Source organism: Janthinobacterium sp. GW822-FHT07H10, from assembly GCF_058798675.1.
This window is the reverse complement of sequence record NZ_JBXAKS010000008.1, coordinates 150,741-174,366: the sequence shown is the minus strand read 5'-3', so window position 1 is coordinate 174,366 and position 23,626 is coordinate 150,741. Positions and strand designations below refer to the sequence as shown.

Below are 23,626 nucleotides of genomic sequence, written 5' to 3'. Positions count from 1 at the left end.
GCTGTCTTCAGGCCGCCAAGCGGACACTGCCCCGGCAACCATCCATCAGGAACGACAGGCCGACGACCAGCACCAGCTCGCCTTCGGCCGAGCGGGCCGTGCCCGTGATGCCTTCCACGGTGATGGCCGTCATCGGCTTGATCACGAGGTCGGCCGTGCCATCGACGGCTTCCACGGCGAGGATGTACGGCTGTGGCGCGGCGACGACAATGCCGACGCGCTCGCTGCACGACTCGTAGCCCAGGGCACCGGCCAGCGAACGCACGGGCAATGGACGCCCCTGGTCCTTCAGCACGGGCGCGCCGCCCACTTCCATGAAGGTTTCCGGCAACTCGACGACGCGCTGCACCACCGCCATCGGCAGCGCCAGCGCGGCGCCCGAGGTGGAGACGAGCATGGTCGGCACGATCGACAGCTCGATCGGCAGGCGGATGGCGAACTTGGTGCCCTTGCCCAGCGCCGACTCGATGTGGATGGCGCCGCGGTTTTTCTCCACGGCCGTCTTCACCACGTCCATGCCGACGCCACGGCCGGAGACGCTGGACGCGACTTCCTTGGTCGAGAAGCCCGGCAGGAACACCAGCTGGAAGCATTCATCGTTGCTCAATTGCGCGTTTTCGCTGATCAGGCCCTTTTGCTGTGCCTTGCTGCGCAGGAAGACCGGATCCATGCCCTTGCCGTCATCCTGCAGCACGATCATCACGCTGTTGGCTTCCTGCCATGCTTTCAGCGAGATATACGACTTGGCGGGCTTGCCGGCGGCCAGGCGCGCTTCCGGCGATTCGACGCCGTGGTCGAGCGAGTTGCGCAGCATGTGCACGAGCGGATCGTACAGGCTGTCGACCACCACGCGGTCGACTTCCGTCTCCGCACCCTCGATGGTCAGCTCGACATCCTTGCCCAGGTCCTTCGCCAGTTCGCGCACCAGGCGCGGGAATTTCTGGAACAGCCGGCCCACGGGCTGCATGCGCGTGGCCAGGGTGGCGCGCTGCAGTTCCGTCGAGTAGCGCGACGCGCGTTCCAGGGTTTCCGCCAGCGTCGCCATCAGGGTGGCGGCCTGGCCTTCGAACTTGAATTGCAGCAGGCGCTCGAGCAGCACGGCAGCCTGGTTGGCGGCCTGCACGGATTCGCCGGCCACTTCCAGCAGCGCGTCGAGCTTGACGGCGTCGACGCGGATGCTGTCTTCCTTGACGGGCGCGGCGTGGCGCACGTCGGGACGCTCTTCGCGGCGGTCCACGCCATCCCAGTTCTTGCCGGCCGGCTTGGCGGCGGCCGTAGCGGCAGGCGCGGCGGCAACAGCGGCAGTAACGGCAGCGGCGACGGGGGCCGGCGCGGCGGCCAGCTGGCTGCCTTCCGGCACGACGGCGTTATACATGCCTTCCCAGTCCAGGCCATCGGCGCTGGCTGTCGCGGCAGCGGCGGCAGGCGCGGCCACGATCACTTCGGCCACGACGGCTTCCACCACCACGGCGGCGGCAGGCGCTGGCGCGTCCATGCCCTTGCCTTCGATGGCGTTGGTGAGGATGTGTTCGAGCTCTTCCGGCATGGCCGGCAGGCTTTCCGGCGCGGCGCCGTTCGCCAGTTCCGTCAGCTGGTCGGCAACGAAGCCGGATGCCTGCAGCGCCGCCTCGATGGCGATGGGGGTCACCGGCGCGGCGCCCGTGCGCAGCGCGTCGAACAGGTTTTCCGTCAGATGGCAAGCCGCCACCAGCGCAGGCAAGCCCATGAAACCGGCGCCGCCCTTGATGGTGTGGAAAGAACGAAACACGGCATTCAGTGTTTCCTTGTTGTCCGGATCGCGCTCGAGACGCAATAAGTGCTCTTCAACATTAACCGCAAGATCCATCGCCTCGACGACGAAATCCTTGAGCATATCGTCCATTAGAATCCCAAATCCGCAAGAAGGTCGTCTACATTATCCTGGTCCAGCGCCACCGACGGCACGGAAGGGCCCTGCATCAGCGGCGCGTCCTGCTTCTGCGCGAGTTTCTCGCGCACTTCGGCCGGCGCGTTGTCGCGCAGCAACTGCGCCAGCTCGTGCTCCACCGTCTTGGTGATGTTCACCACTTTTTTGATCAGCTGGCCCGTGATGTCCTGGAAGTCCTGGGCCATCATGATTTCCAGCAGGCGCGCTTTTTCCGCTTCCGTCGCCTCGGCAACGGCTTGCGCGAACTGGCGCGAGTCGCCGGCCAGGGCCTTGAATTCTTCCAGGCTCAGCTTGCCGTCGAACAGGGCCGTCCAGCGGCTGTCCATGTCCTTGGCCTTCTTCGACAGCACATCCTGCGCCGGCATGCCTTCGTCGAGCGTGTTGAGGACCTTGTTGGCCGCCTGCTCGGTGAGCGTGGCCACGTATTCCAGGCGGTCCTGCGCGTCGACGATCTGCGACGACGCTTCCGTCAGCGCCTTGTCGTAGCCCAGTTCGCGCAACGAATCGTGCAACAGGCGCACGATGCCGCCCAGGCGCTCGAACATCGGCTTGTCGGACTGGTCGACAGGGTCGGCGGCTTCGCCAGCTGCGGCGGGCGCCTCTGGCGCTGCCGGCGCGGCGGCCGCTTCCACGGCAGGCGCGGCGACGGCAGCCGGGGCCGGCACGGCGGCGCTGGCCGAAACGGCGTCGAACAGCGCGTCAAAATCGTCATCCGCGATCACGGCGGGGGCGGGCGCGGCGGCAGGCGCGGGCTGGGCCGCGGCCGCGCTTTGCGCAGATACTTCATCGAATAATGCATCGAAATCATCAGCGGCGTTGGTCATATCCCTGCTTCTCCATAATTTGTCAAAATTCCGCCTGAACTGTGCGTTTTACAGACTGATACCCGCAATTTCTCGATTAAGATGATTTGAGGCAATACCGCTGCGATGGTGCGAGTGTAGCAGGGCGCCGCCCTGTTGGTAAATCTCAAAACGCGCTTCCTGGTGCAAAGCGGGCCTGCAAGAGCTTTTCCACCAGGAAATAAGTGTTCCTGCTGTTGTATTTTGAAATACTACCATTGGCGTGCAGGCAAGACCACGCATCGCGCGAGAAATCCTGGCCCGCGCGCCACGCGCGCCACAGCCTGCGCAGCCAAAAACACGATCTTTCTATCAATGTTGTCTATACTGAAGGTGCAAGAGTATTGACAATTATCAAGTCTTTACATGAAAACAATGCTGTCGCCGCGTCTACAATAAGAGGCGTCGCGCGCGCTGGTCCACCGCCAAAGGAGCTGCCATGTATAAGAAAATTCTGATCGCCACGGACGGTTCCACCGTCTCCAACCTGACCGCCTGCGCCGGTGTCGCCTTTGCCGAACAGATGCACGCCGACATCCTCGCCGTGTACGTGGCGCCGGAATACCAGTATCCCGTGTACATCGAAATCATCCCGCCCAGCTATCCCAGCGAAGAGGAATACCGCATCGCCATGCGCAAGGCGGGCGCCGACCACTGGCAGCCGATCCTCGACGCGGCCGCCAAGCGGGGCCTGGAGGCGACGGGCCTGACGGCCTTTTCCGACAGTCCTGCCCTGAAAATCGTGGAAGTGGCGCAGCTCCAGCACTGCGACCTGATCTTCATGGGCTCGCACGGCCGCAGCGGCTGGGGCCAGTTGCTGCTGGGCAGCGTGACCAACAAGGTGCTGTCGCATTCGAAGCTGCCCGTGCTGGTGCACAGGCTGATCAAGGAACCGCAGCCCAAATGAGGAGTCCCATGACAGGGAGAGGCTGCGCGCCGGCAGCTTGAGAAAAGGACAAGCCCGCGGCCATTTTCAGTTAATATGACAATATTTCTCGTTTCTTAACATTTGACTGTCCGGTAACGGACACAGCAGATTGCACGCTTCCAGATTGCCCGCCTATGATACGCATTGTGATTGCCGACGACCACACCATCATGCGCGAAGGATTGAAGCGCATCCTCGACGGCGCGCCGGACATCGACATCGTGGGCGAAGCCATCGATGGCTTTGAAGTACTCAACCATGTGCGCCAGGGCGGCTTCGACCTGCTGCTGCTCGACCTGTCGATGCCTGGCCGCAGCGGCGTCGACCTGATCCGCCAGATCCGCAGCGAAGCGCCGAAGCTGGCCATCCTCATCCTCACCATGCACGAGGAAGAGCAATATGCGGTGCGCGCCATCCGCGCCGGCGCGCAAGGCTACCTGACCAAGGAAAGCGCGGGCACGCAGCTGGTGGGCGCCATCCACAAGGTGGCATCGGGGCGCCCCTATATCAGCGCCGAGGTGGCCGAGCAGCTGGTGCTCAACATCATGATGCCGAATGAAAGCTTGCTGCACAAACAGCTGTCGGACCGCGAATTCGAAGTGTTTTCCCTGCTGGTGGCAGGCAAGTCGATCACCGAGATCGCCAACAACCTGCACCTGAGCGTGAAGACGGTCAGCACGCACAAGACACGCATCATGCAAAAGATGGGCATGAGTTCCTTGTCGGAAATGGTGCAATACGCGGTAGCCCACCGGCTGCTGTCCCCCTTCAAGACCTGACAGCCTGTCTCGGCCGGCGGCGCACGACCGCCGGCAACTGTAGGAACAATCCTACTTCCCCTACCGCAGCTCCTACCGCCATATTCAGCCACTGCTGATATGAATTCCATACGCTTGTTGGCATACTGAAACCAGTAATCAAGTTGCTGGGAAGTTATTTCATCACACAGCAAGTCTTCAGCGAATTGAGCATTAACTGCCAGGACGCGCGCCGCAGACCCTCGCGCCGTGCCCGCCGCCCTGGCGCACTCCGTCATTCAACTCTGAACTACCTGTCACCAGGAGATGAACATGCTGTCCACGCACACGTCTGAAACCCGCCCTGCCTCGTCACCGCTGGCCCCATCGACCCCGATGGAAGCGGGACGCCAGCGCCAGGGGCGGCTGTGGTCGAACCTGAAGGAGGTATGCGATCTGCTGCATATCTCCAGCGCCTGCACCATCGCCGCCGACGAGCTGCTGTTCCAGCACGTGCAATTCAAGACGGGGCAGCGCGTGCACACGATCGGCCAGCCGTTCGACACCTTGTATATCGTCAACTCGGGCTTCCTGAAAACCGTCCTCATCGATGAGTTCGGCAATGAACAGGTACTGAGCTTTCCCATGAAAGGCGACATGCTGGGCGTCGACGGCATCCACTCGCGCCACTATTCCTCGGAAGCCGTGGCCCTGTCCGACTGCGACCTGATCCTGCTGCCATTCAAGAAGCTCACGGCGCTGGGCCGTGTCCACATGGAACTGGAAAACGTCATGTACGGCGTGATGAGCCGCGAACTGGTGCGCGAACAGGCCATGATCGGCATGCTGGGCGCCCTCAGCGCCGAGGCGCGCGTGGCCCGCTTCCTTGTCTCGCTGGCCGACCGCTTCGCGCAGATGGGTTATTCGAGCAAACTGTTCAACCTGCGGATGACGCGCCATGAAATCGGCAGCTACCTGGGCCTGACCCTGGAAACGGTCAGCCGCACCCTGTCCGCCTTCAACGAGATCGGCCTGATCACCGTCGACCAGCGCACCATCGGCATCAAGGACCCGGAAGCGCTGAAAACCCTGCGCCGCCTGCCGCCCTCGCGTTCGCGCGCCAAGCAGCTGGCCGCCGCCAAGCTCAAGGCCGACACGGCCGCCGCGGCCGACGTCTCGGCGCAATTGCTGGCCACCATTTGAGATAGGACCATCCCTCTTTCTTCAAGCTTGGCACAGGCTTGACCCGGCTGCGGCGCGCAACGCCGTTCCGGGTCTTTTTTGCCGCCCTCCCCGCACGCGCCTTCCGGGCGCCTCCCCTGCAGCGCAGCCGCGCCAGCATTTCTACTGCGCAATGAACTTGCGTGCCATGCCGCACTAAAAAAGCGCGGATTCGCCACAAATAAGCCTTGCTTTTCGGGCCACATTCAACAATAATGCAAATACGAATCATTCTCAACTGAGACAAAGAAAGCCCAACATGCAAAGCTCAAAACCAGCCTTGATCCAGGATGCCGCCAGCGCCCACGTCCGCCCTCCCGTCAGCGTGGCGCAGCCGGCGCGCCGCATCACCAGCGAAGCGCTGCTGCAACAGGGCCGCGAAGTGGAGATTGAACACAGCGGCAAGATTTACCGCCTGCGCGTCACACAATTGAACAAGCTGATCCTGACTGCCTGATCCAGCACCGCAGCCAGCCACCACACTCGCCAGCCAGTCGTGCCCTTCGTGGGCGCCAGCCAGCCAAACCACCGCACAGGAGCGTTTGATGGCGACCGACCGACCTTCTTCGAAGTTTTCTGCCGTGAATGGGCAACAGCCTGAGTTGATGCTGTCGGCCGTGCTGCACCTGATGTCGCATTACCATGCGGGCAGCGCCGGACAGGCGCCGTGTCCGCAACTGGCGTCCGTGATCGAACGCCATCTGCAAGTGCTGTCCGGCCTGCCCGACCTGGGGCCGGTGCTGCAAGCCACTTGCCAGCAACTGTCGCAACAATGGGCCGCGCTCGTCGCGCTGCAGCGGCCCATGCCACCGAAAAGCACGCTCCTCGAACGACTGGCACGCATGCTGAGCGCCAAGCGCCCCGCTTCGCCGCTGCCGCAATAAACACCATCTCCACCGCCCAACAGGATATCGCCATGTGTGACAAAGACAAGTCCCTGCCCGTCATCAGCAATTGTTCCAGCGGCGAGGCCGATACGGCCGCGCTCGCCTCACGCCGCCGCCGGCTGTGGGAACTGTCGCATACCTGCCATTGCCCGCTGGTCGGCGTCGGCTTGCCGCTCGGTTACTTGCGCAAGCTGGTCGGCAAGATGACGGGCGGGCGCGTGCTGGCCGACGATTACGAAGTGCACGTGGGCGCCGTGACGGAATGCGGCGCGCGCAACCGCCTGTCGGAAGCGCTGCAAAAGGAACTCGAACGCCGCTACGCTCCCGTGATCCTGCGCTTTCGCGGCGCCAAGACGACGGAACAGGTGGCCCAGCTGTGGCGCACGGCCGTCGCCAATGGCGACGTGTCGGGCGCCTTCTGGGCCGGCCTGACGCACCCGCGCTGCGACGCCGAGCTGGAGGAGCAGATGTGCCGCGACCTGCACATGATCCAGCACCAGGCCGGCGCCTGCGTGCGCGCCGACATGGGCAAATTTACGGCCTTGCAGGAAGAAAATACACGCCTGACGCACGAACTGGCCAAGCTGCAACAGCGCAGCCAGGCCATGCTGCTGGAAAAGACGGGCGACCTGGAACGCCAGGAAGCCGTGCTGCTGCGCACGCGGGCCGAATCGATCGGCAAGGATAGCGTGATCGACGGCTTGCGCGCCGAACTGGCGCAATTGCAGGCGGCCATCCCGGCGCTGGAATCGCGCACGCGCCTGGTCGAGCGCCTGGCGCAGATGGATGAACGCGAAAAGGAATTGCGCCAGCAAATCACGGAATTGAAGCAGGCCCAGCCGCGCCCCGGCGCCGCCGCGCCGCCGCCGGCACCGAAGCTGGAAGTGCCCACGGGCGGCAAGCTGAAGATGCCGATCCGCCTCGTCGATCAAAGCGTGCTGTGCGTAGGTGGACGCAGCGGCAATGTCGCCACCTACCGCGCCCTGATCGAACGCGTCGGCGCGCAGTTCGCCCACCACGACGGCGGCCTGGAAGACAATGCCAACCTGCTCGATTCGAGCCTGGCGGCGGCCGACCTGGTGATTTGCCAGACCGGCTGCATCAGCCACAGCGCCTACTGGCGCGTGAAGGATTACTGCAAGCGCACGGGCAAGCGCTGCGTCTTCATCGACAACCCCAGCATCTCCAGCCTGGCGCGCGGCTTGCAGGAAGTGAGCGGCGAGATGGAACCGGCCGCGCTGGACGCTGCCGAGTAAGACCAGCCACGGGCGGCGCATGCCGCCCGCAGCGCCGCTATGCCTGCAGCTCGCGCTCGATGGCGTCGCGCAGCAGTGCGTCGTCGACCGTGGTGTCGGGCGCGAAACGCCCCACCACCTTGCCCGCCTTGCTGATCAAGAACTTCTCGAAGTTCCACAGCACGTCGTCCGGCTGCTCCTGCGTGATGCCGTAGCCGGCCAGCTTGGCGCGGAAATCGCTGCCCGGCTTTTCCTGCGCGCGCGGCTGCTCCTGCACCAGGCGCCGGTACAGCGGATGCTGGCCCGGTCCCTTGACGACGATCTTTTCAAACATGGGAAATTGCACGCCGAAGGTGCCACGGCAAAAGTCAGCGATCTCGTCGTTGCCGCCCGGCTCCTGCGCGCCGAATTCATTGGCGGGAAAACCGGCCACCACGAGGCCGTCGGCCTGTTTGTCTTCATACAGTTTTTCCAGCCCCGCATACTGCGGCGTCAGGCCGCAGGCGGAAGCCACGTTGACCACCAGCACGACCTTGCCGCGATACGCGTCCAGGCTGCTGGCTTCGCCATTGATGCGGCGCAAGGGAATGTCGTAGATACTCTCGCTCATGATGGTACTCCCTGGGTGAAACAGCCATCATAGCCGCCTGCGCGCGAACGCGCTGGCGCCGGAAAAAAACTCAGTAGACGTCGCGCCGGTAACGCCCTTCGGCCGCCAGCGCGTCGAGCGCGGGCCGGCCCAGCATTTCCTGCAGCGCCTGGTCGACGCCGCCCGCCATGCCGGCCAGGCTGCCGCAGATGTAGATGGCGGCGCCCTGCTCCAGCCAGAGCTTGACTTCGTCGGCATTGCCGCGCAGGAGGTCCTGCACGTAGGTCCGCTCGGCCTGGTCGCGCGAAAACGCCAGGTCCAGGCGCGGCAGATCGCCGCTGGCATGCCAGCGTTCAATTTCTTCGCGGTAATGGAAATCGTGGGCCGCGTTGCGCTCGCCAAAGATCAGCCAATTGCGCCGCTGGCCCGCCAGCACGCGGCTTTTCAGGTGGCCGCGCAAGCCGGCGATGCCGCTGCCATTGCCGATCAGTATCAGGGGGCGCCGGGCATTGTCTTCCAGGCGGAAACGCCGGTGCTGGCGCAGGCGCAGCTGCACCACGTCGCCGATGGCCGCCTGCGCCGTCAGCCAGCCCGACGCCAGGCCCAGGCTGCCGTCCGGATGCGCATGCTGGCGCACCAGCAGGTGCACGCCGCCATCGCGCGGGACCGAGGCGATCGAATATTCGCGCGGCTGCGACGGCTCGAGCGGCGCGGCCACCTGCACCAGGTCGCCCGACTGCCATTCCGGCAAGCTGCCTGCGGCCGGCGCCAGCTCCACGTGATAGATGGCGCCGCCGGCGCTGCCCGGATTGAGCAAGCGCCTGTGCATCAGGCGCCAGTCGCCGAAGGCCGGGGCGCTCCAGTCCGGCGCATCGCTGGTGCCGGCCAGGTGGCTCAGGTGCTGGAACCATTGCTCGATAGCGGCGCTGGCGCTGCGGTCGACCTCGATGCGTTCGAACAGGCGCGCCGCACCCTGCGCCGCCAGCCAGGCTTCGAGTGCGCGGCCAAAGCCGCAGAAGTGGCCATAGCTGCGGTCGCCCAGGGCCAGCACGGCGTAATGCAATTGCGGCAGCGCCAGCTCGCCCGTCATCAGGCGGCCCATGAAGGCGGCCGCATTGTCGGGGGCATCGCCTTCGCCATAGGTGCTGACCAGGAACAAGGCCCGTTCCGCTTGTTGCAGATCAATGGCCGTCAGTTCGGCCAGCGCGCACAGGCGCACGGGAATGCCGGCCAGTTGCAGGCTGTGCGCCGTTTGCGTGGCCAGTTCCTCGGCATTGCCCGTCTGGCTCGCATACGCCACCAGCCAGGGACGGTTGTTGGCCAGCGCGGCCCTGGCGGCATCGGACGCGCGGCGCCGGGCGCGCGCGCGCAGCCAGGGCGCCAGGCAGACGCCCGCGTAACTGAGGGACAGGGCGGCCAGCAAGGCCAGCCGCGTCGTATCGTGCGTAAAAATCATGGAAATAAACTGTTCATTCGTCGAGCATGGCCCGCATATGGCTGCTCAAAAATTCGCGGTAGCCGCGCCCGTCGCGCTGCAGGAAGCGCGCGGCCAGGCCCTGTTCCTCGGCCAGCGCCATGCCGGCCTCGGCACCCAGCACGGTCAGGGCCGTCGACCAGGCATCGGCCGCCATGCATTGCGCATGCACGACGGTGACGGAAGCGAGTTGATTGGCGATCGGCATGCCGCTGCGCGGGTCGATCGTATGCGAAAAGCGCGCCGTACCGTCCTGGAAGAAACGCCGGTAGTCGCCCGAGGTCGCCACCGACAGGCCATGCAGCGCCAGCATCATTTCCGCCGGCTGCTGCCCCGCCTCGGCGCCATCGACCTGTTCCAGCATGACCCACCACGGCTGGCCGTCGGGCTTGCTGCCGGCGCCGCGCAGCTCGCCGCCCACTTCCACCAGGTAATGGCCGATGCCCTGGCTGTCGAGGTAGCGGGCCAGGCGGTCCACGCCATAGCCCTTGGCGATGGCCGACAAATCCAGCTGCAAGCCGCCGGGCTGGCGCGCGCGGCGGGCCGGCAAGTCCAGCTCCAGGCGGCGCCGCTGGCGCTGCGACAGCAGCAAGGCGACGGTATCGTGCTTGGGGGGAAGAAAACCGGGCTCGTCATACCGGTGGCTGGGGCCGAAGCCCCACAGGTTGACGAGGGCGCCCGCGCACGGATCGTAGGCGCCGCCGGATGCCTGCGCCACCTGCATGGCAAACTCCAGCACCTCGCAAAAGGCGGCGGGCAGGCTGTGCCAGCTGCCCGGCTCGGCCCGGTTGAAGCGGCCCAGGTCCGAGTCTTCGCTCCAGTGGCTCATTTGCGCGACGACCAGGTCCAGCTGCTGCTGCAAGCCCTGCTGCAGGTCGGCGTTGCCGGCACGTCCCGGCATGGCGGCATCGACCAGGCGCACCGACCAGCTGGTGCCCATCGACAGGCCGCGCAGATCCCGGATCGCGGCGCCGGGCGGCGCCAGCTGATCGGAAATATGCTGCGGCAGCAGGACCCGGCGCATCGGCGCTCTCGCTCGCGAAGATACCGCCGCTTACTGCGGCAGCACTTCCACGGTGGCCGCGTACGTCATGCGGCGCTCGGGCATGGCTGGTGCCTGGCCGGCGGCTGCCGGAGCGGCTGCAGGCCAGGTGCTGCTCAGGTAATACATGCCGGCGGCCGGCACGGTGAAGGTGATTTCGCCCTTGGCATCCGTGCTCTGGCGGATTTCGCCGAGCACGCCGCGATAGCGCACGCCGCCTGGCACGAGGCTGAACGCCTGATTCGCCGCCGGCTTGCCGTCGACCAGGAAACGCCATGTGGCTTTCTCGCCCGCGCGCAAGTCGTTCGGATGGGTGACCGGCACGAATTCCAGGCCCACGCCCGTCGGCTTGAATACTTCCGTGCTGGTTTCGCCATTGCTGAAGAAGGTTTCCAGGCGCGCTGCCGTGCGCGTGACTTTCACGTCTTGCGCATCGGCCGGCAAGTCTTTCTTGAAGGTTTCCTCGTTGCCGCGGAAGCGCTTCTGTTCGCCATTTTGCTTGTAGCTGGCCATCACGTTCTGCGACACGATGGCCGCCTTGTAGGTGCCCGGCTTTTCCATCTTGACGTCGAAGACGCTGCGCAGACGGCCCGTGACGGTGTTCGCCGGCGCCACTTTCGCGCCGTCCGGGCCGATGACTTGCAGAGCGTCCAGGCGCAGCGGCTGGTGGTCGATCTCGAACAGGCCGTCGGAGACGGCGGCATCCACCGTCACCCAGGCGTCCTTGCTTTCCACCATCGTGCTCGATGGCACCATCCAGCCACGGTGGGCGTGGGCGTTCATGGCCAGGCCGGCCAGGGCCAGCGCGAGCAATGGCTTGTTCAGTTGTTTCAACATGATGGTGCGCCTTTATGGTTTGAGTTGGACGACGACATTAGCGAGTTCTTCCTTGCCCTTGGCAGGCACGGCCAGGGCTGCCTTCACGGGCCACTGGAACGGCACGCGCACCAGTTCGCGTCCGCCCGCTTCGCGCGCCGCTTCCACCACCAGCTGGTACTCACCGGCCGGCAGCTTGTCGAGCAGGGCTTTCGCGCCGGGGAAGGTCAGGGTATGTTCGCCGGGCGCGCGCGTGGCGCCGCTGACGCCGTCGACAGGCATGGCCAGGTCGCGGCCGCTCTTGCGCCACCATTGACGCATGTCCTTCAGCCACTTTTCACCGGCCTTGTCCTTCTTTTTCACGTCATACAGCACGGCCAGGTTGCCAACCACCTTCTGGTCGGCCGTTTCCAGCCAGGCCGCCACGTAAGGACGATGGTACTCGGCCACGTTCAGTTGTGGGATTTCAATCTTGAGGGCCAGGTCGGCCGCCATCGCCGAAGTGCCGATCAGGGGAAGGCCAAGCGCCAGGGAGTAGCGTAATTTCATGGTGTGCCTGTAAAAAGTAAGGATAAAAACGATCAGTGGATAAACAGCAAGGCGATCGCGCAGGGTATCAGGATACCGAGGCCAACCATCGGCCAGGTAAATGGCCGGTTGGCCGCATGGAACTTCAAAATCAGCAAGCCGGTCAGGCAGAACACGATGCAGGCGGCGGCAAAGATGTCGATGAACCAGCTCCAGGCCACGCCCGTGTTGCGGCCCTTGTGGACATCGTTGAGCCAGGACACCCAGCCCCGGTCCGTCAATTCATATTCGGCGGCGCCATCTTCCAGGCCGATGCGCACCCAGGCGTCGCCGCCCGCCTTGGGCAGCGGCAGATACACTTCGTCGATGCTCCATTCGGCGGGACGGCCGCCCGCGTTGAGCGACCACTGCTGCTTGAGCCAGGTTTCGGCGGCGGCGGGCATCGGGGCGTTGGCGCCATCGTGCTTGGCGGCATACGCTGCCAGTTCCGTGACCAGCGGCGCCGGCAATGCGGCCTTCTGCCGCGTGATCGCCGGCTTGGATTCGATCTGGCCGGCGTGATTGAGGGTGATGCCGGTGATGGCGAACAGAAACATGCCCAGCAGGCACAGCGCCGAGCTGATCCAGTGCCATTGGTGCAAATTCTTCAGCCAGACGGCGCGGCTGGCATTGTTCCTGGCCTTGTCTGCGGCGCCCGCGTTAGCCATGGTCCGCTCCCGGCAAGGAGCGCGCCAGGTGGCGCGACAAGTCATTGTGCTTCATTCCCATCCTTCAATCAGAGTCCATGCGCAAAGTATCCAACAAATGATAATGATTATCATTTATTAAGTCAATACATGGGAGCCGGCGCAAGGGCAGCGTTTTGTAACAGCTTTGAAACAATGCGCGCCCACTACGTAAGCTGCCGTACAGAGCCATTCGCGGGCTCCACCTATGCTGTTGTTCAGGACAACCACGACGGGAGCACACCATGCCACAGTATTCCAGCGAACAACTGGCCAGCATCGCCGACAAGATCAAGAGCGTCAAGTTCGGCATGCTCACCACCAGCGACGACACGCGCACGCTCACCAGCCGGCCACTGACGCAGCAGCAGGTCGACGGCGAGGGCCGGATCTGGTTTTTCGTTTCAGACGAGGCCGCTTATACGCGCGACTTGCTGAACAACCCGCAAGTCAATGTCAGCTTCGTCGACACGGGCGACAGCCTGTACGTGTCGGTCTGCGGCCATGCGGAATTGCTGAAGGACCGCGCCAAGGCGGAAGAGCTGTGGAGCCCGCTGGTGAAAGCGTGGTTCCCGGGCGGACTCGACGATCCGAAGCTGTCGCTGATCAAGGTGACGATACAGTCGGCCGAATACTGGGATAGCAGCGCCAGCAAGATGACGCAATTCTTCGAGATGGCCAAGGCTGCCATCACGGGGGAGACGCCGAAGGATCTGGGCGAACACGGCCGCATCGACCTGTAGCGGAACGCAGTAAAAATATTTTACCCGGGTGTTATTAACTCAATTTAATCCGGGTAAAATTACCTGCATGTTCACCCACTGGAGACCAGACATGCACGCACCCGCCCAACTGACCGCCTTTGCCGGCAAACACAAGGTGGCCGCCGGCCCCTTGCATGCGGTGGCGCGCCTGTTGAAAGAATGGGTCACGCGCGCCCCCGCCGCGCAAATCCTGATTTTCGACGACGCCACGGGCAGCCAGGTGGACTTGAACCTGCATGGCAGCCTGGAACAGGTATTGCAGCGCTTGCCCCAACCGCGCGTCGAGACGCCGGCGCAGGAAGACCAGGCGCCCGTTCCTGCGCGCACGGCGGGCCGGCCGAAGCTGGGCGTGGTGGCGCGCGAAATTACCTTGCTGCCGCGCCACTGGGAATGGCTGGCGACGCAACCGGGCGGCGCTTCCGTGGCCTTGCGCAAGCTGGTGGAACACGCGCAGCGCGACAACAAGGCGGCCGATGAACAGCGCCAGGCACGCGAAGCGGCCTACAAGTTCATGAGCGCGCTGGCCGGCGACGCGGCAGGATTCGAGGAAGCAAGCCGCGCCCTGTTCGCGGGCCGGCAGCCGGCCTTCCTTGTCTGCGTGCAGGATTGGCCAGCCGACGTGCGCGAACACGTCTTGCGGCTGGCCCAGCGGGGATGGTCCGACAGTTAAAAGATGGGCGGAAAGGTCAGACGCCGGTACTGCCCGTCGTGTCGGGCGCATCATCGGCGCTCTGCCGGTTCTGGCCAGCCACGCCGGACTGGTGATGCGGCAAGCGGTCGGCGCGCCGCACCTCGCCGATGGAAAACAGATCGTCGCCGATATCAAGGCCCTGCTCGCTATCGACCAGCACAAAGCTTTCGGCAGCGTCGACCGTCGTGCTTTGCTTGCTGCCCGCCGTGGACGGCGTGCCGCCCTGGCTGTTGCCCGGATACGGCGTGTTGGAATTGCCCATCATTTTCTCCCTGAGAGTTGCCTGCGAGTGGGCTGCGGACCCGGCGATAAACCTGTTGCCAGCGCAGCTATTTCATCATAGTCCATGCCTGCTGCATTGCATCAAAATTTTCCCGCTGCCGAAAAAATGCAGGAAAATGTAGACGCATGCGTAACGGCCGGCGGAAATGCCTGCTTCCCGCCAGCCATGCTCACGACGCCATAAAGCCTGCCTATTTAGCCTGCCTATTTGTTGCGCGAGCCGGAACCGGAACTTGAGCCGGCACCGCCACTTTGCTTGCTGGCGTTGTCGCGGTTACCCTCCTGGTTCATGCTGGCGTTGTCGCGCGAGCCTCCCGAACTGGCGGCGCTTTGCCGGTTCGCGTCATTTTTATGGCTTTGGCTGCCCGCGCGGCGCGCCTCTTCCGACGTGAATTCATGCGCCGTGCCTTTTTCATGCGCGGCCCGTCCGCCTTCGCTGGCGATTTCACGCTGCTGGGCGGGGTCCATGGAAGCGAAGCCGCGTTTGCTGGTATCGCTTTGCTTGTTGCCGCCACTGCTGGCGCTGCCGCTTTTACTACCTTGCTGTTTATTGTCGCTCGATGTGGCCATGATGATCTCCTTGATCGATAGAACCGGAAAACAGTGCAAACCATGCAATTCGTCCCCTCGCATGGCAAGGGAATCCTCATCTTAGTGCGCACATGGGCCGCAAGAAATAGGAGGATGGCAAGCGCTGATGTAGGATGAGTCCCGCCCCCGGTGGCATAGTTACATCAAAATAAATACCATAAGTCCCAGTCCGCATCAGGTCATGGCGGAATGCGGAAAATCGCCGTGTCGGCCGTCACGTAGACGCTCTCGCCGGCGCCCGGCCGCACGGCGTGGCCCCCGGTAAACGCGCCAAACGACGGCAGGATGGCGCGCGATGGCCCCAGCAGGAAACACGGCAGGCGCAGGCCACCTGCTGCCGCACGCAGATGAAATACGGGATGCACGTGGCCGGCCAGCACATAGCCGGGCGCCACGGTGTCCGGATGGTGGCAAAAGGACAGGGCGCCCACGGTATGCGGCTCATCCACCATGCGGATGCGCAGCGCGGAGGCCGGGTCGCCCGCATGCACATCGTGGTTGCCGCGCACCAGGGTCAGGCGCAAGCGCGGATGGCGCGCGCGCCATGCCTGCATGGCCGCCACGGTGGCCGCCGCGTGGGCGGCGCGCGCATGCAGGAAGTCGCCGAGAAAGACAATTTCCTCGCAGGCATGGGCGGCCAGCAAGGCGTCGAGCGCCTGCAGGTTTTGCGTCGTGGTGCCACGCGGCACCGGCACGCCCAGCGCGCGGAAGGCGGCCGCCTTGCCGAAATGGATGTCGGCCACGACCATCATCCTGCGCGCCGGCCAATACACGGCCTTGTGCGCCAGCAGCCAAAGGCTCTCGCCCGCCAGCTCCACCGCGCAATGCGCTTGCCGCTGGCCGTTCATGCGGCCGCCTTTTCCAGCGCGCTCACCAGGCGTGCCACGCGGTCCGACAATTTTTCCGTCGTCAGCTGTTCGCGGAAGCGCTCGACCATCAGGCCGAAGGCAAACGGCGTAGCCCGTTCCAGCGCTTGCAGGCTGATCCGCCTGCCCTGCAGCTCCTGCAGGGTGGCGCGCAGCCGCGTCAGTTCCAGCTCCTGCTCCAGCACTTCGCGCTGCGCCTGGCTCAGCAGCAAATTGGCCGCATCGTGCTTGCGGAACACTTCAAAGAACAGCGACGACGACGCCTGCAGCTGGCGCGCGCTTTTCGGCTGGCCCGGATAGCCCTGGAACACGAGGCCGGCGATGCGCGCGATTTCACGGAAGCGCCGCTGCGACAGTTCCGTCGCGTTCAGGCTGGCCAGCACGTCTTCCAGCAGATGGTCGGTGCTGAACAGGTCCAGCCCGGCGCCCGTGGACGCGTCGAACAGCGGCGCATAATCGGGCTCGCCGGCGCACAGCAACTCCAGGCCGTAATCGTTGACGGCGATGGAAAACGTGGCCGGCTGCACGCGGGCGATGCGGTAGGCCAGCAGCGACGCCAGGCCCAGGTGCACGGAGCGGCCCGCGAACGGATACACGAACAAATGCCGGCCCTCGCGGCTGGCCAGGGTTTCCACCAGCAGGGTGGCGCGCGTGGGCAGGGCGGACCAGCGCGCCTGGATGGCCAGCAGCGGCGCCAGCGCGCGCATTTCCGGCCCGCTGGCACGGCCCTGCTGCGCCAGTTGCAGCTGGTCCAGCACGGCGTGCGCCAGTTCCGACGACAGCGGCATCTTGCCGCCCTGCCAGCGCGGCACGGCGCCGCGGCTGCCCGTGGCGCGCCGCACATAGGCCGTCATCTCGTGCACGCGCACGAATTCCAGGATGCGCCCGCCAAACAAAAAATGATCGCCCTGCTTCAGGCGCGCAATGAACGATTCCTCGATGCTGCCGATCCGCCCGCCGCTCATGAACTTGACCTGGATCGCCGCTTCCGACACGATGGTGCCGATGGCCATGCGGTGGCGCCGCGCCAGCGCCGCATCCGGCACGCGGTACACGCCGTCGTCGTCGGGCAGCACGCGCCGGTATTCCGGGTACGCGGTGAGGCTTTGCCCGCCGCGCGCGACGAAATCGAGCGCCCATTGCCACTCGTCCGGGCTCAAGTGGCGATACGACCAGGCCGCGCGCACTTCCGCATACAGTTCAAGCGCGCGAAAACCGCCGCCCAGCGCCACCGTCACCAGGTGCTGCACCAGCACGTCGAGCGGCTTGTCCGGCACGGGCCGCGCCTCCAGCTGGCCCTGCGCCAGCGCCGCGCGGGCGCCGGCCGCTTCCAGCAATTCCAGGCTGTTGGTGGGCACCAGGGTCACGCGCGAGATGCGCCCCGGCGCATGGCCGCTGCGCCCGGCCCGCTGCACCAGGCGCGCGATGCCCTTCGCGCTGCCCACTTGCAGCACCCGCTCGACGGGCAGGAAATCCACGCCCAGGTCCAGGCTGGACGTGCAGACGACGGCTTTCAGCGCTCCCGTCTTCAGGTGCTGCTCGACCCATTCGCGCACCGTGCGGTCCAGCGAGCCGTGGTGCAGGGCGATCAGGCCCGCCCAGTCGGGCCGCGCATCGAGCAGGTGCTGGTACCACAGTTCCGCCTGCGAACGCGTGTTGGTAAACACCAGGGTGGTGGCGCTGCCTTCGATTTCGGCGATCAGGGGCTGCAGCATCTGGATACCCAGGTGGCCGCCCCAGGGAAAGCGCGTGGGATGGACGGGGATCAAGCTGTCGACGACGATGCGCTTGCGCACCTTGCCTTCGACCAGCACGCCGTCGTTTTCCTCCCCCAGCAGCACGTCCTGCGCCTGGCGCAGATTGCCCAGGGTGGCCGACAATCCCCACGTCATCACGGCTGCGTTCCAGCGGCGCAGACGGGCCAGCGCCAGCTGCACCTGCACGCCGCGCTTGCTGCCCATCAATTCATGCCACTCGTCGACGATCACCGTTTCCAGCAAGCCAAAACGTGCCTGGGCATCCGCCTGGCTCAGCATCAACGACAGGCTTTCCGGCGTCGTCACGAGCACCTCGGGCCAGGCTTTCGCCTGGCGGGCCCGCTGTGCGGCGCTGGTATCGCCCGTGCGCGCCTCGATGCGCCAGCCGGGAGCAAGATCGGCGCCCGACGCCTGCAGCGCGCGCACGGTGTCGGCCGCCAGCGCACGCATGGGCGTGATCCACAGCACGCGCAAGCCCTGCTTGCGGCCCTGTTTTCCGCCCCGGCCTTGCAGCCGCTCGGCGCGCAGCAAGGCGCCGAACCACACGGCGTACGTCTTGCCGGAGCCCGTGCTGGCGTGCAGCAGACCCGAGCTGCCCTGCGCGGCGGTGCGCCAGACGGCGCGCTGGAACGGAAACACCGTCCAGCCGCGTCCGGAAAACCACGCGTCGATGCGCTGCGCCAGCGCGCTCTTGCTCATGTGTCGCCTCTCATGCGGCACTGGCCAGCAGCGCCTGCAGGGTGGCCAGCGTGTCGGCGTCGGCGATGGCCTTGTCTTCGCGGCGGCGCAGGATGCGCGGGAAGCGCACGGCGATGCCCGCCTTGTGCCGGCTCGAGGCGGCGATGCCTTCGAAGCCGATCTCGAAGACCATGGTCGGCTTGACGCTGCGCACGGGGCCGAATTTCTCGATGGTGGTCTTGCGGATGGCCGCGTCGACTTGCGCGATCTGCGCATCGGTCAAGCCCGAGTACGCCTTGGCGAACGGCACCAGCTTGCGCTCGCCCTCCCCTGCTGCATCCCACACGGCAAACGTATAGTCGGTGTACAGCGAGGCGCGCCGGCCGTGGCCTGCCTGGGCGTAGATCAGCACGGCGTCGACGGCATAGGGATCGATCTTCCACTTCCACCAGGTGCCCACGTCCTTCGTGCGCCCCACGCCATATGCGGCCGACATGGCCTTGAGCATCATGCCTTCCACGCCGCGCGCGCGCGATTCCGCGCGGATGGCGGCCAGCGCCTCCCAGCTGTCGGCGGCGATGCGCGGCGACAAACGCAGCGCGGGAGAAGCCACGCCGGCGACCAGCGTTTCCAGCAGCGCCCTGCGTTCGCGCTGCGGCAGGTGGCGGATATCGACGCCATCGAGTTCCAGCACGTCGTAGGCCACCAGCACGGCAGGCAATTCCATCAAGAGCTTGGGCGACACCGTCTTGCGGCCCATGCGCTTTTGCAGGTCGGCAAATGGCGCCGGCACGTCGCCCGGCTGCCAGATGAGGATTTCGCCATCGAGCACGCAGCCCTCCGGCAGGGACAGCTGCGCCAGCTCGGGAAAGCGCTCGGTGATCAGTTCCTCGCCGCGCGACCACAGCCAGCTGGCACCGTCGCGGCGCAGCAGCTGCGCGCGCATGCCGTCGTATTTCCACTCGACCAGCCAGTCGGCCACGTCGCCCAGGCTGGCCGGCGCGGCCTGCAGCGGATGCGCGAGGAAGAACGGGTATGGCTGGCCGCCGCGCAGCGCATGCTCGTCGTCCGATTGCGCGCCGATCAGTTTGAGAAAACCCGCGCCCGTGGGACTGACCTTGCCATCGGTCCAGCCCATCAGGCGCTGCGCGACCAGCTTGCTGTCGATGGCGGCGATGCCGGCCAGCGCGCGCGTCACCAGCAGCTTCGACACGCCGACGCGAAAGCCGCCGCCTATCAGTTTGACGAGCAGGAAGCGTTCGCGCGTTTCCAGCTCGTCCCAGTACGCCAGCAAGGCTGCGCGGATGGCTTCCGGCGCCGCGCCGCGCAACGGCGCGATGCGCCGCTCGACCCACTCGGCCAGGCCGATGTCGCTGCGGCGCGTGGGCACGGGCAGGATCAGGGCGATGGTTTCCGCCAGGTCGCCGACGGCGTGATAGGCCTCGTCGAACAGCCAGGCATCGAGGCCCGCGCATTCGGTCGCATAGTCGCGCAGCAATTTGGTGGGCACGGCCTGGCGCGGCTTGCCGCCGGCGAGGAAATACACGGCCCAGGCCGCATCTTCGGGCGTGGCGCGGCGAAAGTAGGCTTGCAGCGCGGCCAGCTTGCGGCCGGTGGACGTGGTTTCGTCGAGTTCCGCGTACAGCAGGGCAAATTCACGCATGGGGCGCGCCCTCCTGCGCCGTCGCCGGTGCCGCATCGGCGCCATCGTCGGCCTCGTCGTCGCCATACTCCGTGTCGAAGCCGCCCGCCTGCCAGCCGTTCTGCTGCAGCCAGCGCACCATCACGGGAATCGAGCCATGCGTGACGATGATGCGTTCGGCCTGCGTGGCCGTGATGGCTTGCATCAGGCCGGGCCAGTCCGCATGGTCGGACAGCACGAAGCCGCGGTCCACGCCACGCCGCCGGCGCGCGCCGCGCAGCAGCATCCAGCCGCTGGCGAACGCATCGCTGTAATCGCCGAAGCGCTTCATCCACGGCGAGCCGGCCGCCGATGGCGGCGCGATCACCATGGCCGTCTTCAAGGCGGCCTTGTCCGTGACATCGCCCACCATGACGGTAGCGGGCAAGGCCACGCCCGATTCGCGGTAGACCTGCGTCAATACCTGCGCCGCGCCATGGCAGATAATGGGACCGATGGCGGCGTCAAGGCCCGCCAGGATGCGTTGCGCCTTGCCGAAGGCATAGCAGAACAGCACGCTGGTGCGCCCCTCGGCCGCGTTCCTGCGCCACCACTGATTGATCTCGTCGTTGATTTCCTGCGGTGCCTGCCAGCGGTAGATGGGCAAGCCGAATGTCGATTCCGTGATGAACGTGTCGCAGCGCACGGGCTCGAATGGCGCACAGGTGGGATCGGGCTGCAGCTTGTAGTCGCCGGACGCCACCCAGACCTGGCCGCCGTGCTCCATGCGCACCTGGGCCGAACCGAGCACGTGGCCGGCCGGATGCAGCGACACCGTCACGCCGTGATGGTCGACGGTCTCGCCATACGCGAGGCCCTGGATCGATACCGGCCCCAGGCGCGCGCGCAGCACCGCCACGCCACTGGCCGCGCACAGGTAGTGCCGGTGTCCGACGCGCGCATGGTCGGCATGCGCATGCGTGATGATGGCGCGCTCGACGGGTCGCCACGGATCGATGTAGAACTGTCCCGGCACGCAATACAGGCCTTCCTTGCGCACCACCACCATGTCTGCCATGCCTCGCTCCCCACGGTCAAGAACAGCGTTGGAATGGCTTGAGTCTAGCGCGCTGGCGCCAGGTCATCTGTCCGGCAGCGCACACTGGACTCACGCCGGGGCAACGAATTCCGCCATGAAGGTGCGCGTCGTCTCTTCCGGAAAGGCAATGGTGACCTGGTCGCCCGCCACCGACAGCACGGTGCCGATATCGAAGCGCGGCACGCGCACGCGGCTGCCGACGGCGATCGGCGGCACGGGCGGCGGCGACGGCGCGGCATCCGCCCGTATGCATGGCCCCGCAGCCTCGTCCAGGTCGATGGGCGTGGCCAGCGCGGGCGGCGCCTGGCAATTGTCGCAAGTGCAGCAGCGCTCGAAGTCGCCCGCATCGCCAAAGTAATCGAGCAGCAGTTTCCAGCGGCAAAAGCCGCTTTGCGCATACGCCACCATCTGCTCGAGCGCCTGCCTGTCGCGCTCCTGCTTGTCGACATAGATGCGCGCCAGTTGCGCGTACGTGGGCGAGCTGGCCGATGGCGCTTTCAGGCGGTAGCCGAGCCGGCGGTCCTGCCGCAGCAGCTTGCCATCCTTGAGCAGCTTCAGGCACACCTTCAGGTGGCCATCGGACAACTCGGGCAAGGCCGATGCCAATGCGTCAAAAGCGAACGTGGCCGGCAATTCCCGCGCGACGGCCACGATGGCGGCCAGCTCGTCGGCCGTGGGATAGTGTTTCGCCAGGAAAAATTGCTGCACGCGCTTGTCTTCCTGAAAATACAGCAGAGTGCAGTCGGCGGGCAAGCCATCGCGCCCGGCCCGGCCCGATTCCTGGTAATACGCTTCCAGGTTGGCCGGCACTTGCAGGTGGATCACGAAGCGCGTGTCGGGCTTGTCGATGCCCATGCCGAAGGCGTTGGTGGCCACCATGATGCGGCGCTCGCCGCCCATGAACAGCGCCTGGTTCTGCTTGCGCTCGCGCGCCGCCAGCTTGCCGTGGTAGCAGGTGACGCTTTCACCGAGGCCCTCCAGCCGTGCCGCCAGATCGACAACGGCCTTGACGGTCGCCGCGTAGACGATGCCCGTGCCGGCCGTCTCGAGCAGCAGGCGCAAGGCCGTATCCTGTTGCTCGCCCGCATTGGTGACCTGGATCACGCCATAGCGCAGGTTGGCGCGATAGATGCCCGTGTTGACGACGTACAGCCGCGGCGCGTCCAGCTGCGCGCGGATGTCGGCCACGACGTCATCGGTGGCCGTGGCCGTCAGCGCCAGCACGGGCGGACGGCCCAGCGCGCGCAGGGCGGCCGCGATCTCCAGGTAGGCGGGACGGAAATCATGGCCCCACTGGGAGATGCAGTGGGCTTCGTCGATCACCACCAGGGACGGCGGCGCGCCGGCCAGCAGGGCCAGGAAGTCGGCCGTCGCCAGGCGTTCCGGCGTGCAAAAGATGATGAGCTTGCCGCCTGCGGCTATGCGGGCGGTGGCCGCATCTTCCTCGGCGCGCGTCAGGCTGCTGTTGAGCTGCACGGCCGTGATGCCCAGCGCCTGCAGCTTGTCCAGCTGGTCCTGCATCAGCGAGATCAGCGGCGACACCACGAGGGTTGCGCCCGGCAACAGCGCGGCGGGCAGCTGGTAGCACAGCGACTTGCCGCTGCCGGTGGGCATGATGGCCAGGGTATCGCGCCCGGCCAGCACGCTGTCGATGACTTCCTGCTGGCCCGCGCGCAGCCGTTGCACGCCAAATACCGCGCGCAGCAAGCGCGCGATCTGGCGCGCACGCCGGGGAGCAGGGCTGGCGCTGCCCTTGTCTTTCACTATGGAAGCGGTCGTGGCCATCGTGGTGGGGTCCGTCAAATGCCGGCGCCCGTCGCCAGCTTGCCGCCACTTTACGGCCGGGCCTGGCGCGCCGCCATAGGACAGGCGCCACAGCCGCTGTAGGAATTCACGAAGCGAACAGTATGGCCCAATACAGCATCAGCAGGCCGGCGATGGACACGCACCACACGAGCGTGCGCACGACGGGCACGCCGAACGCGTACAGGGGCAGGTAGAGCACGCGCGCGGCCAGGTACAGGGCGGCGCCGTACAAGGTCAGCGCGCTTTCCTGCGCCGTGACGTGGGCGATCAGCACGGCCGCGGCGAACAGGGGCAGGGTTTCAAACAGGTTGGCCTGGGCCCGCTGCAGGCGGCGCGTGACCTTGCCCACGGGCGGGCCGTCGTCGTCGCGCGCGCCCACATTGTAGGCCGTGCCCGTTTCGCGCGTGCGGAACATCGCCGGCAGCAGGATTTGCACGAGGGCCAGCACCAGGGTACAGCCGAGCATAGTCAGTTCAGGGGTCATGCTTGCCTCTGCAGGGTGAGACTGGCGGCCCGGGAA

The 23,626-nt window shown here is 65.8% G+C and carries 24 protein-coding genes; 8 read left to right on the top strand and 16 right to left on the bottom strand.

Annotation, left to right across the window (positions count from 1 at the left end; genetic code table 11):
• Positions 1-7 precede the first annotated feature (7 nt).
• Together AC1RDJ_RS18980 and AC1RDJ_RS18975 are read right to left on the bottom strand one after the other, a co-directional pair.
• Entirely contained in the window at positions 8-1,882 is a 1,875-nt protein-coding gene (locus AC1RDJ_RS18980; RefSeq protein ID WP_493028388.1) for a chemotaxis protein CheA, read from the bottom strand.
• Entirely contained in the window at positions 1,882-2,751 is an 870-nt protein-coding gene (locus AC1RDJ_RS18975; RefSeq protein ID WP_071322534.1) for a protein phosphatase CheZ, read from the bottom strand. Before AC1RDJ_RS18975 ends, AC1RDJ_RS18980 begins: the two co-directional genes overlap by 1 nt.
• Before the next feature lie 457 nt (positions 2,752-3,208).
• Between AC1RDJ_RS18975 and AC1RDJ_RS18970 the strand changes: the two genes are divergently transcribed.
• The 6 genes from AC1RDJ_RS18970 (at position 3,209) to AC1RDJ_RS18945 (ending at position 7,798) form a co-directional block, all read left to right on the top strand.
• Positions 3,209-3,676, top strand: a complete 468-nt coding sequence (locus tag AC1RDJ_RS18970; protein WP_289885525.1) for a universal stress protein — start codon at positions 3,209-3,211, stop codon at positions 3,674-3,676.
• A 155-nt stretch (positions 3,677-3,831) separates the two neighbouring features.
• Complete coding sequence (locus tag AC1RDJ_RS18965) at positions 3,832-4,476, top strand: response regulator (RefSeq protein ID WP_034750556.1); 645 nt, start codon at positions 3,832-3,834, stop codon at positions 4,474-4,476.
• A gap of 354 nt (positions 4,477-4,830) precedes the next feature.
• Positions 4,831-5,637: a Crp/Fnr family transcriptional regulator gene (locus AC1RDJ_RS18960; protein ID WP_071326277.1), complete on the top strand. Its 807-nt coding sequence runs from the start codon at positions 4,831-4,833 to the stop codon at positions 5,635-5,637.
• 277 nt (positions 5,638-5,914) lie between these two features.
• Positions 5,915-6,112: a hemin uptake protein HemP gene (gene hemP / locus AC1RDJ_RS18955; RefSeq protein ID WP_071322532.1), complete on the top strand. Its 198-nt coding sequence runs from the start codon at positions 5,915-5,917 to the stop codon at positions 6,110-6,112.
• Between the two features lie 88 nt (positions 6,113-6,200).
• Positions 6,201-6,539: a hypothetical protein gene (locus AC1RDJ_RS18950; RefSeq protein WP_289885524.1), complete on the top strand. Its 339-nt coding sequence runs from the start codon at positions 6,201-6,203 to the stop codon at positions 6,537-6,539.
• Between the two features lie 32 nt (positions 6,540-6,571).
• On the top strand, positions 6,572-7,798 hold the full coding sequence (locus AC1RDJ_RS18945; RefSeq protein ID WP_083411660.1) for a DUF2325 domain-containing protein: 1,227 nt from the start codon (positions 6,572-6,574) through the stop codon (positions 7,796-7,798).
• A 37-nt stretch (positions 7,799-7,835) separates the two neighbouring features.
• On the opposite strand, the gene AC1RDJ_RS18940 is transcribed toward AC1RDJ_RS18945, so the two are convergent.
• From AC1RDJ_RS18940 to AC1RDJ_RS18915, 6 genes are all read right to left on the bottom strand, one after another.
• Positions 7,836-8,387, bottom strand: a complete 552-nt coding sequence (locus tag AC1RDJ_RS18940; protein ID WP_493028387.1) for a glutathione peroxidase — start codon at positions 8,385-8,387, stop codon at positions 7,836-7,838.
• Positions 8,388-8,457: 70 nt separating this feature from the next.
• Positions 8,458-9,822: a sulfite reductase subunit alpha gene (locus tag AC1RDJ_RS18935; protein ID WP_493028385.1), complete on the bottom strand. Its 1,365-nt coding sequence runs from the start codon at positions 9,820-9,822 to the stop codon at positions 8,458-8,460.
• A 13-nt stretch (positions 9,823-9,835) separates the two neighbouring features.
• Positions 9,836-10,864 (bottom strand): FAD:protein FMN transferase, encoded by a 1,029-nt coding sequence (locus AC1RDJ_RS18930; protein WP_493028384.1) that lies wholly within the window; start codon positions 10,862-10,864, stop codon positions 9,836-9,838.
• A gap of 30 nt (positions 10,865-10,894) precedes the next feature.
• Complete coding sequence (locus AC1RDJ_RS18925) at positions 10,895-11,719, bottom strand: DUF4198 domain-containing protein (protein ID WP_071322527.1); 825 nt, start codon at positions 11,717-11,719, stop codon at positions 10,895-10,897.
• A gap of 12 nt (positions 11,720-11,731) precedes the next feature.
• The gene (locus tag AC1RDJ_RS18920; RefSeq protein WP_071322526.1) at positions 11,732-12,247 is read right to left on the bottom strand and encodes a DUF2271 domain-containing protein; all 516 of its coding nucleotides are present in this window, start codon (positions 12,245-12,247) and stop codon (positions 11,732-11,734) included.
• 32 nt (positions 12,248-12,279) lie between these two features.
• Complete coding sequence (locus AC1RDJ_RS18915; protein WP_071322525.1) at positions 12,280-12,933, bottom strand: PepSY-associated TM helix domain-containing protein; 654 nt, start codon at positions 12,931-12,933, stop codon at positions 12,280-12,282.
• Positions 12,934-13,196: 263 nt separating this feature from the next.
• Between AC1RDJ_RS18915 and AC1RDJ_RS18910 the strand changes: the two genes are divergently transcribed.
• On the top strand, positions 13,197-13,694 hold the full coding sequence (locus AC1RDJ_RS18910; RefSeq protein ID WP_289885519.1) for a pyridoxamine 5'-phosphate oxidase family protein: 498 nt from the start codon (positions 13,197-13,199) through the stop codon (positions 13,692-13,694).
• Between the two features lie 91 nt (positions 13,695-13,785).
• On the top strand, positions 13,786-14,385 hold the full coding sequence (locus AC1RDJ_RS18905; protein WP_493028383.1) for a DUF2239 family protein: 600 nt from the start codon (positions 13,786-13,788) through the stop codon (positions 14,383-14,385).
• Between the two features lie 16 nt (positions 14,386-14,401).
• On the opposite strand, the gene AC1RDJ_RS18900 is transcribed toward AC1RDJ_RS18905, so the two are convergent.
• The 8 genes from AC1RDJ_RS18900 to AC1RDJ_RS18865 all read right to left on the bottom strand — a co-directional run bounded on the left by AC1RDJ_RS18900 (position 14,402) and on the right by AC1RDJ_RS18865 (position 23,590).
• Positions 14,402-14,671: a hypothetical protein gene (locus tag AC1RDJ_RS18900; RefSeq protein WP_071322522.1), complete on the bottom strand. Its 270-nt coding sequence runs from the start codon at positions 14,669-14,671 to the stop codon at positions 14,402-14,404.
• A gap of 221 nt (positions 14,672-14,892) precedes the next feature.
• The gene (locus AC1RDJ_RS18895; RefSeq protein ID WP_289885513.1) at positions 14,893-15,258 is read right to left on the bottom strand and encodes a KGG domain-containing protein; all 366 of its coding nucleotides are present in this window, start codon (positions 15,256-15,258) and stop codon (positions 14,893-14,895) included.
• 200 nt (positions 15,259-15,458) lie between these two features.
• Positions 15,459-16,127 (bottom strand): ligase-associated DNA damage response endonuclease PdeM, encoded by a 669-nt coding sequence (gene pdeM, locus AC1RDJ_RS18890; RefSeq protein WP_071322520.1) that lies wholly within the window; start codon positions 16,125-16,127, stop codon positions 15,459-15,461.
• Positions 16,124-18,601 carry a ligase-associated DNA damage response DEXH box helicase gene (locus tag AC1RDJ_RS18885; protein WP_493028382.1) on the bottom strand — a complete coding sequence of 826 codons (2,478 nt, stop codon included), beginning with the start codon at positions 18,599-18,601 and terminating at the stop codon, positions 16,124-16,126. The genes pdeM and AC1RDJ_RS18885 overlap by 4 nt, the downstream gene beginning before the upstream one ends.
• 10 nt (positions 18,602-18,611) lie before the next feature.
• The gene (locus tag AC1RDJ_RS18880; protein WP_493028381.1) at positions 18,612-20,243 is read right to left on the bottom strand and encodes an ATP-dependent DNA ligase; all 1,632 of its coding nucleotides are present in this window, start codon (positions 20,241-20,243) and stop codon (positions 18,612-18,614) included.
• Positions 20,236-21,279 (bottom strand): ligase-associated DNA damage response exonuclease, encoded by a 1,044-nt coding sequence (locus tag AC1RDJ_RS18875; protein WP_493028380.1) that lies wholly within the window; start codon positions 21,277-21,279, stop codon positions 20,236-20,238. Before AC1RDJ_RS18875 ends, AC1RDJ_RS18880 begins: the two co-directional genes overlap by 8 nt.
• 90 nt (positions 21,280-21,369) lie before the next feature.
• Complete coding sequence (locus tag AC1RDJ_RS18870) at positions 21,370-23,085, bottom strand: RecQ family ATP-dependent DNA helicase (protein WP_493028437.1); 1,716 nt, start codon at positions 23,083-23,085, stop codon at positions 21,370-21,372.
• 106 nt (positions 23,086-23,191) lie between these two features.
• Complete coding sequence (locus AC1RDJ_RS18865) at positions 23,192-23,590, bottom strand: MAPEG family protein (protein ID WP_493028379.1); 399 nt, start codon at positions 23,588-23,590, stop codon at positions 23,192-23,194.
• Positions 23,591-23,626: the final 36 nt, after the last annotated feature.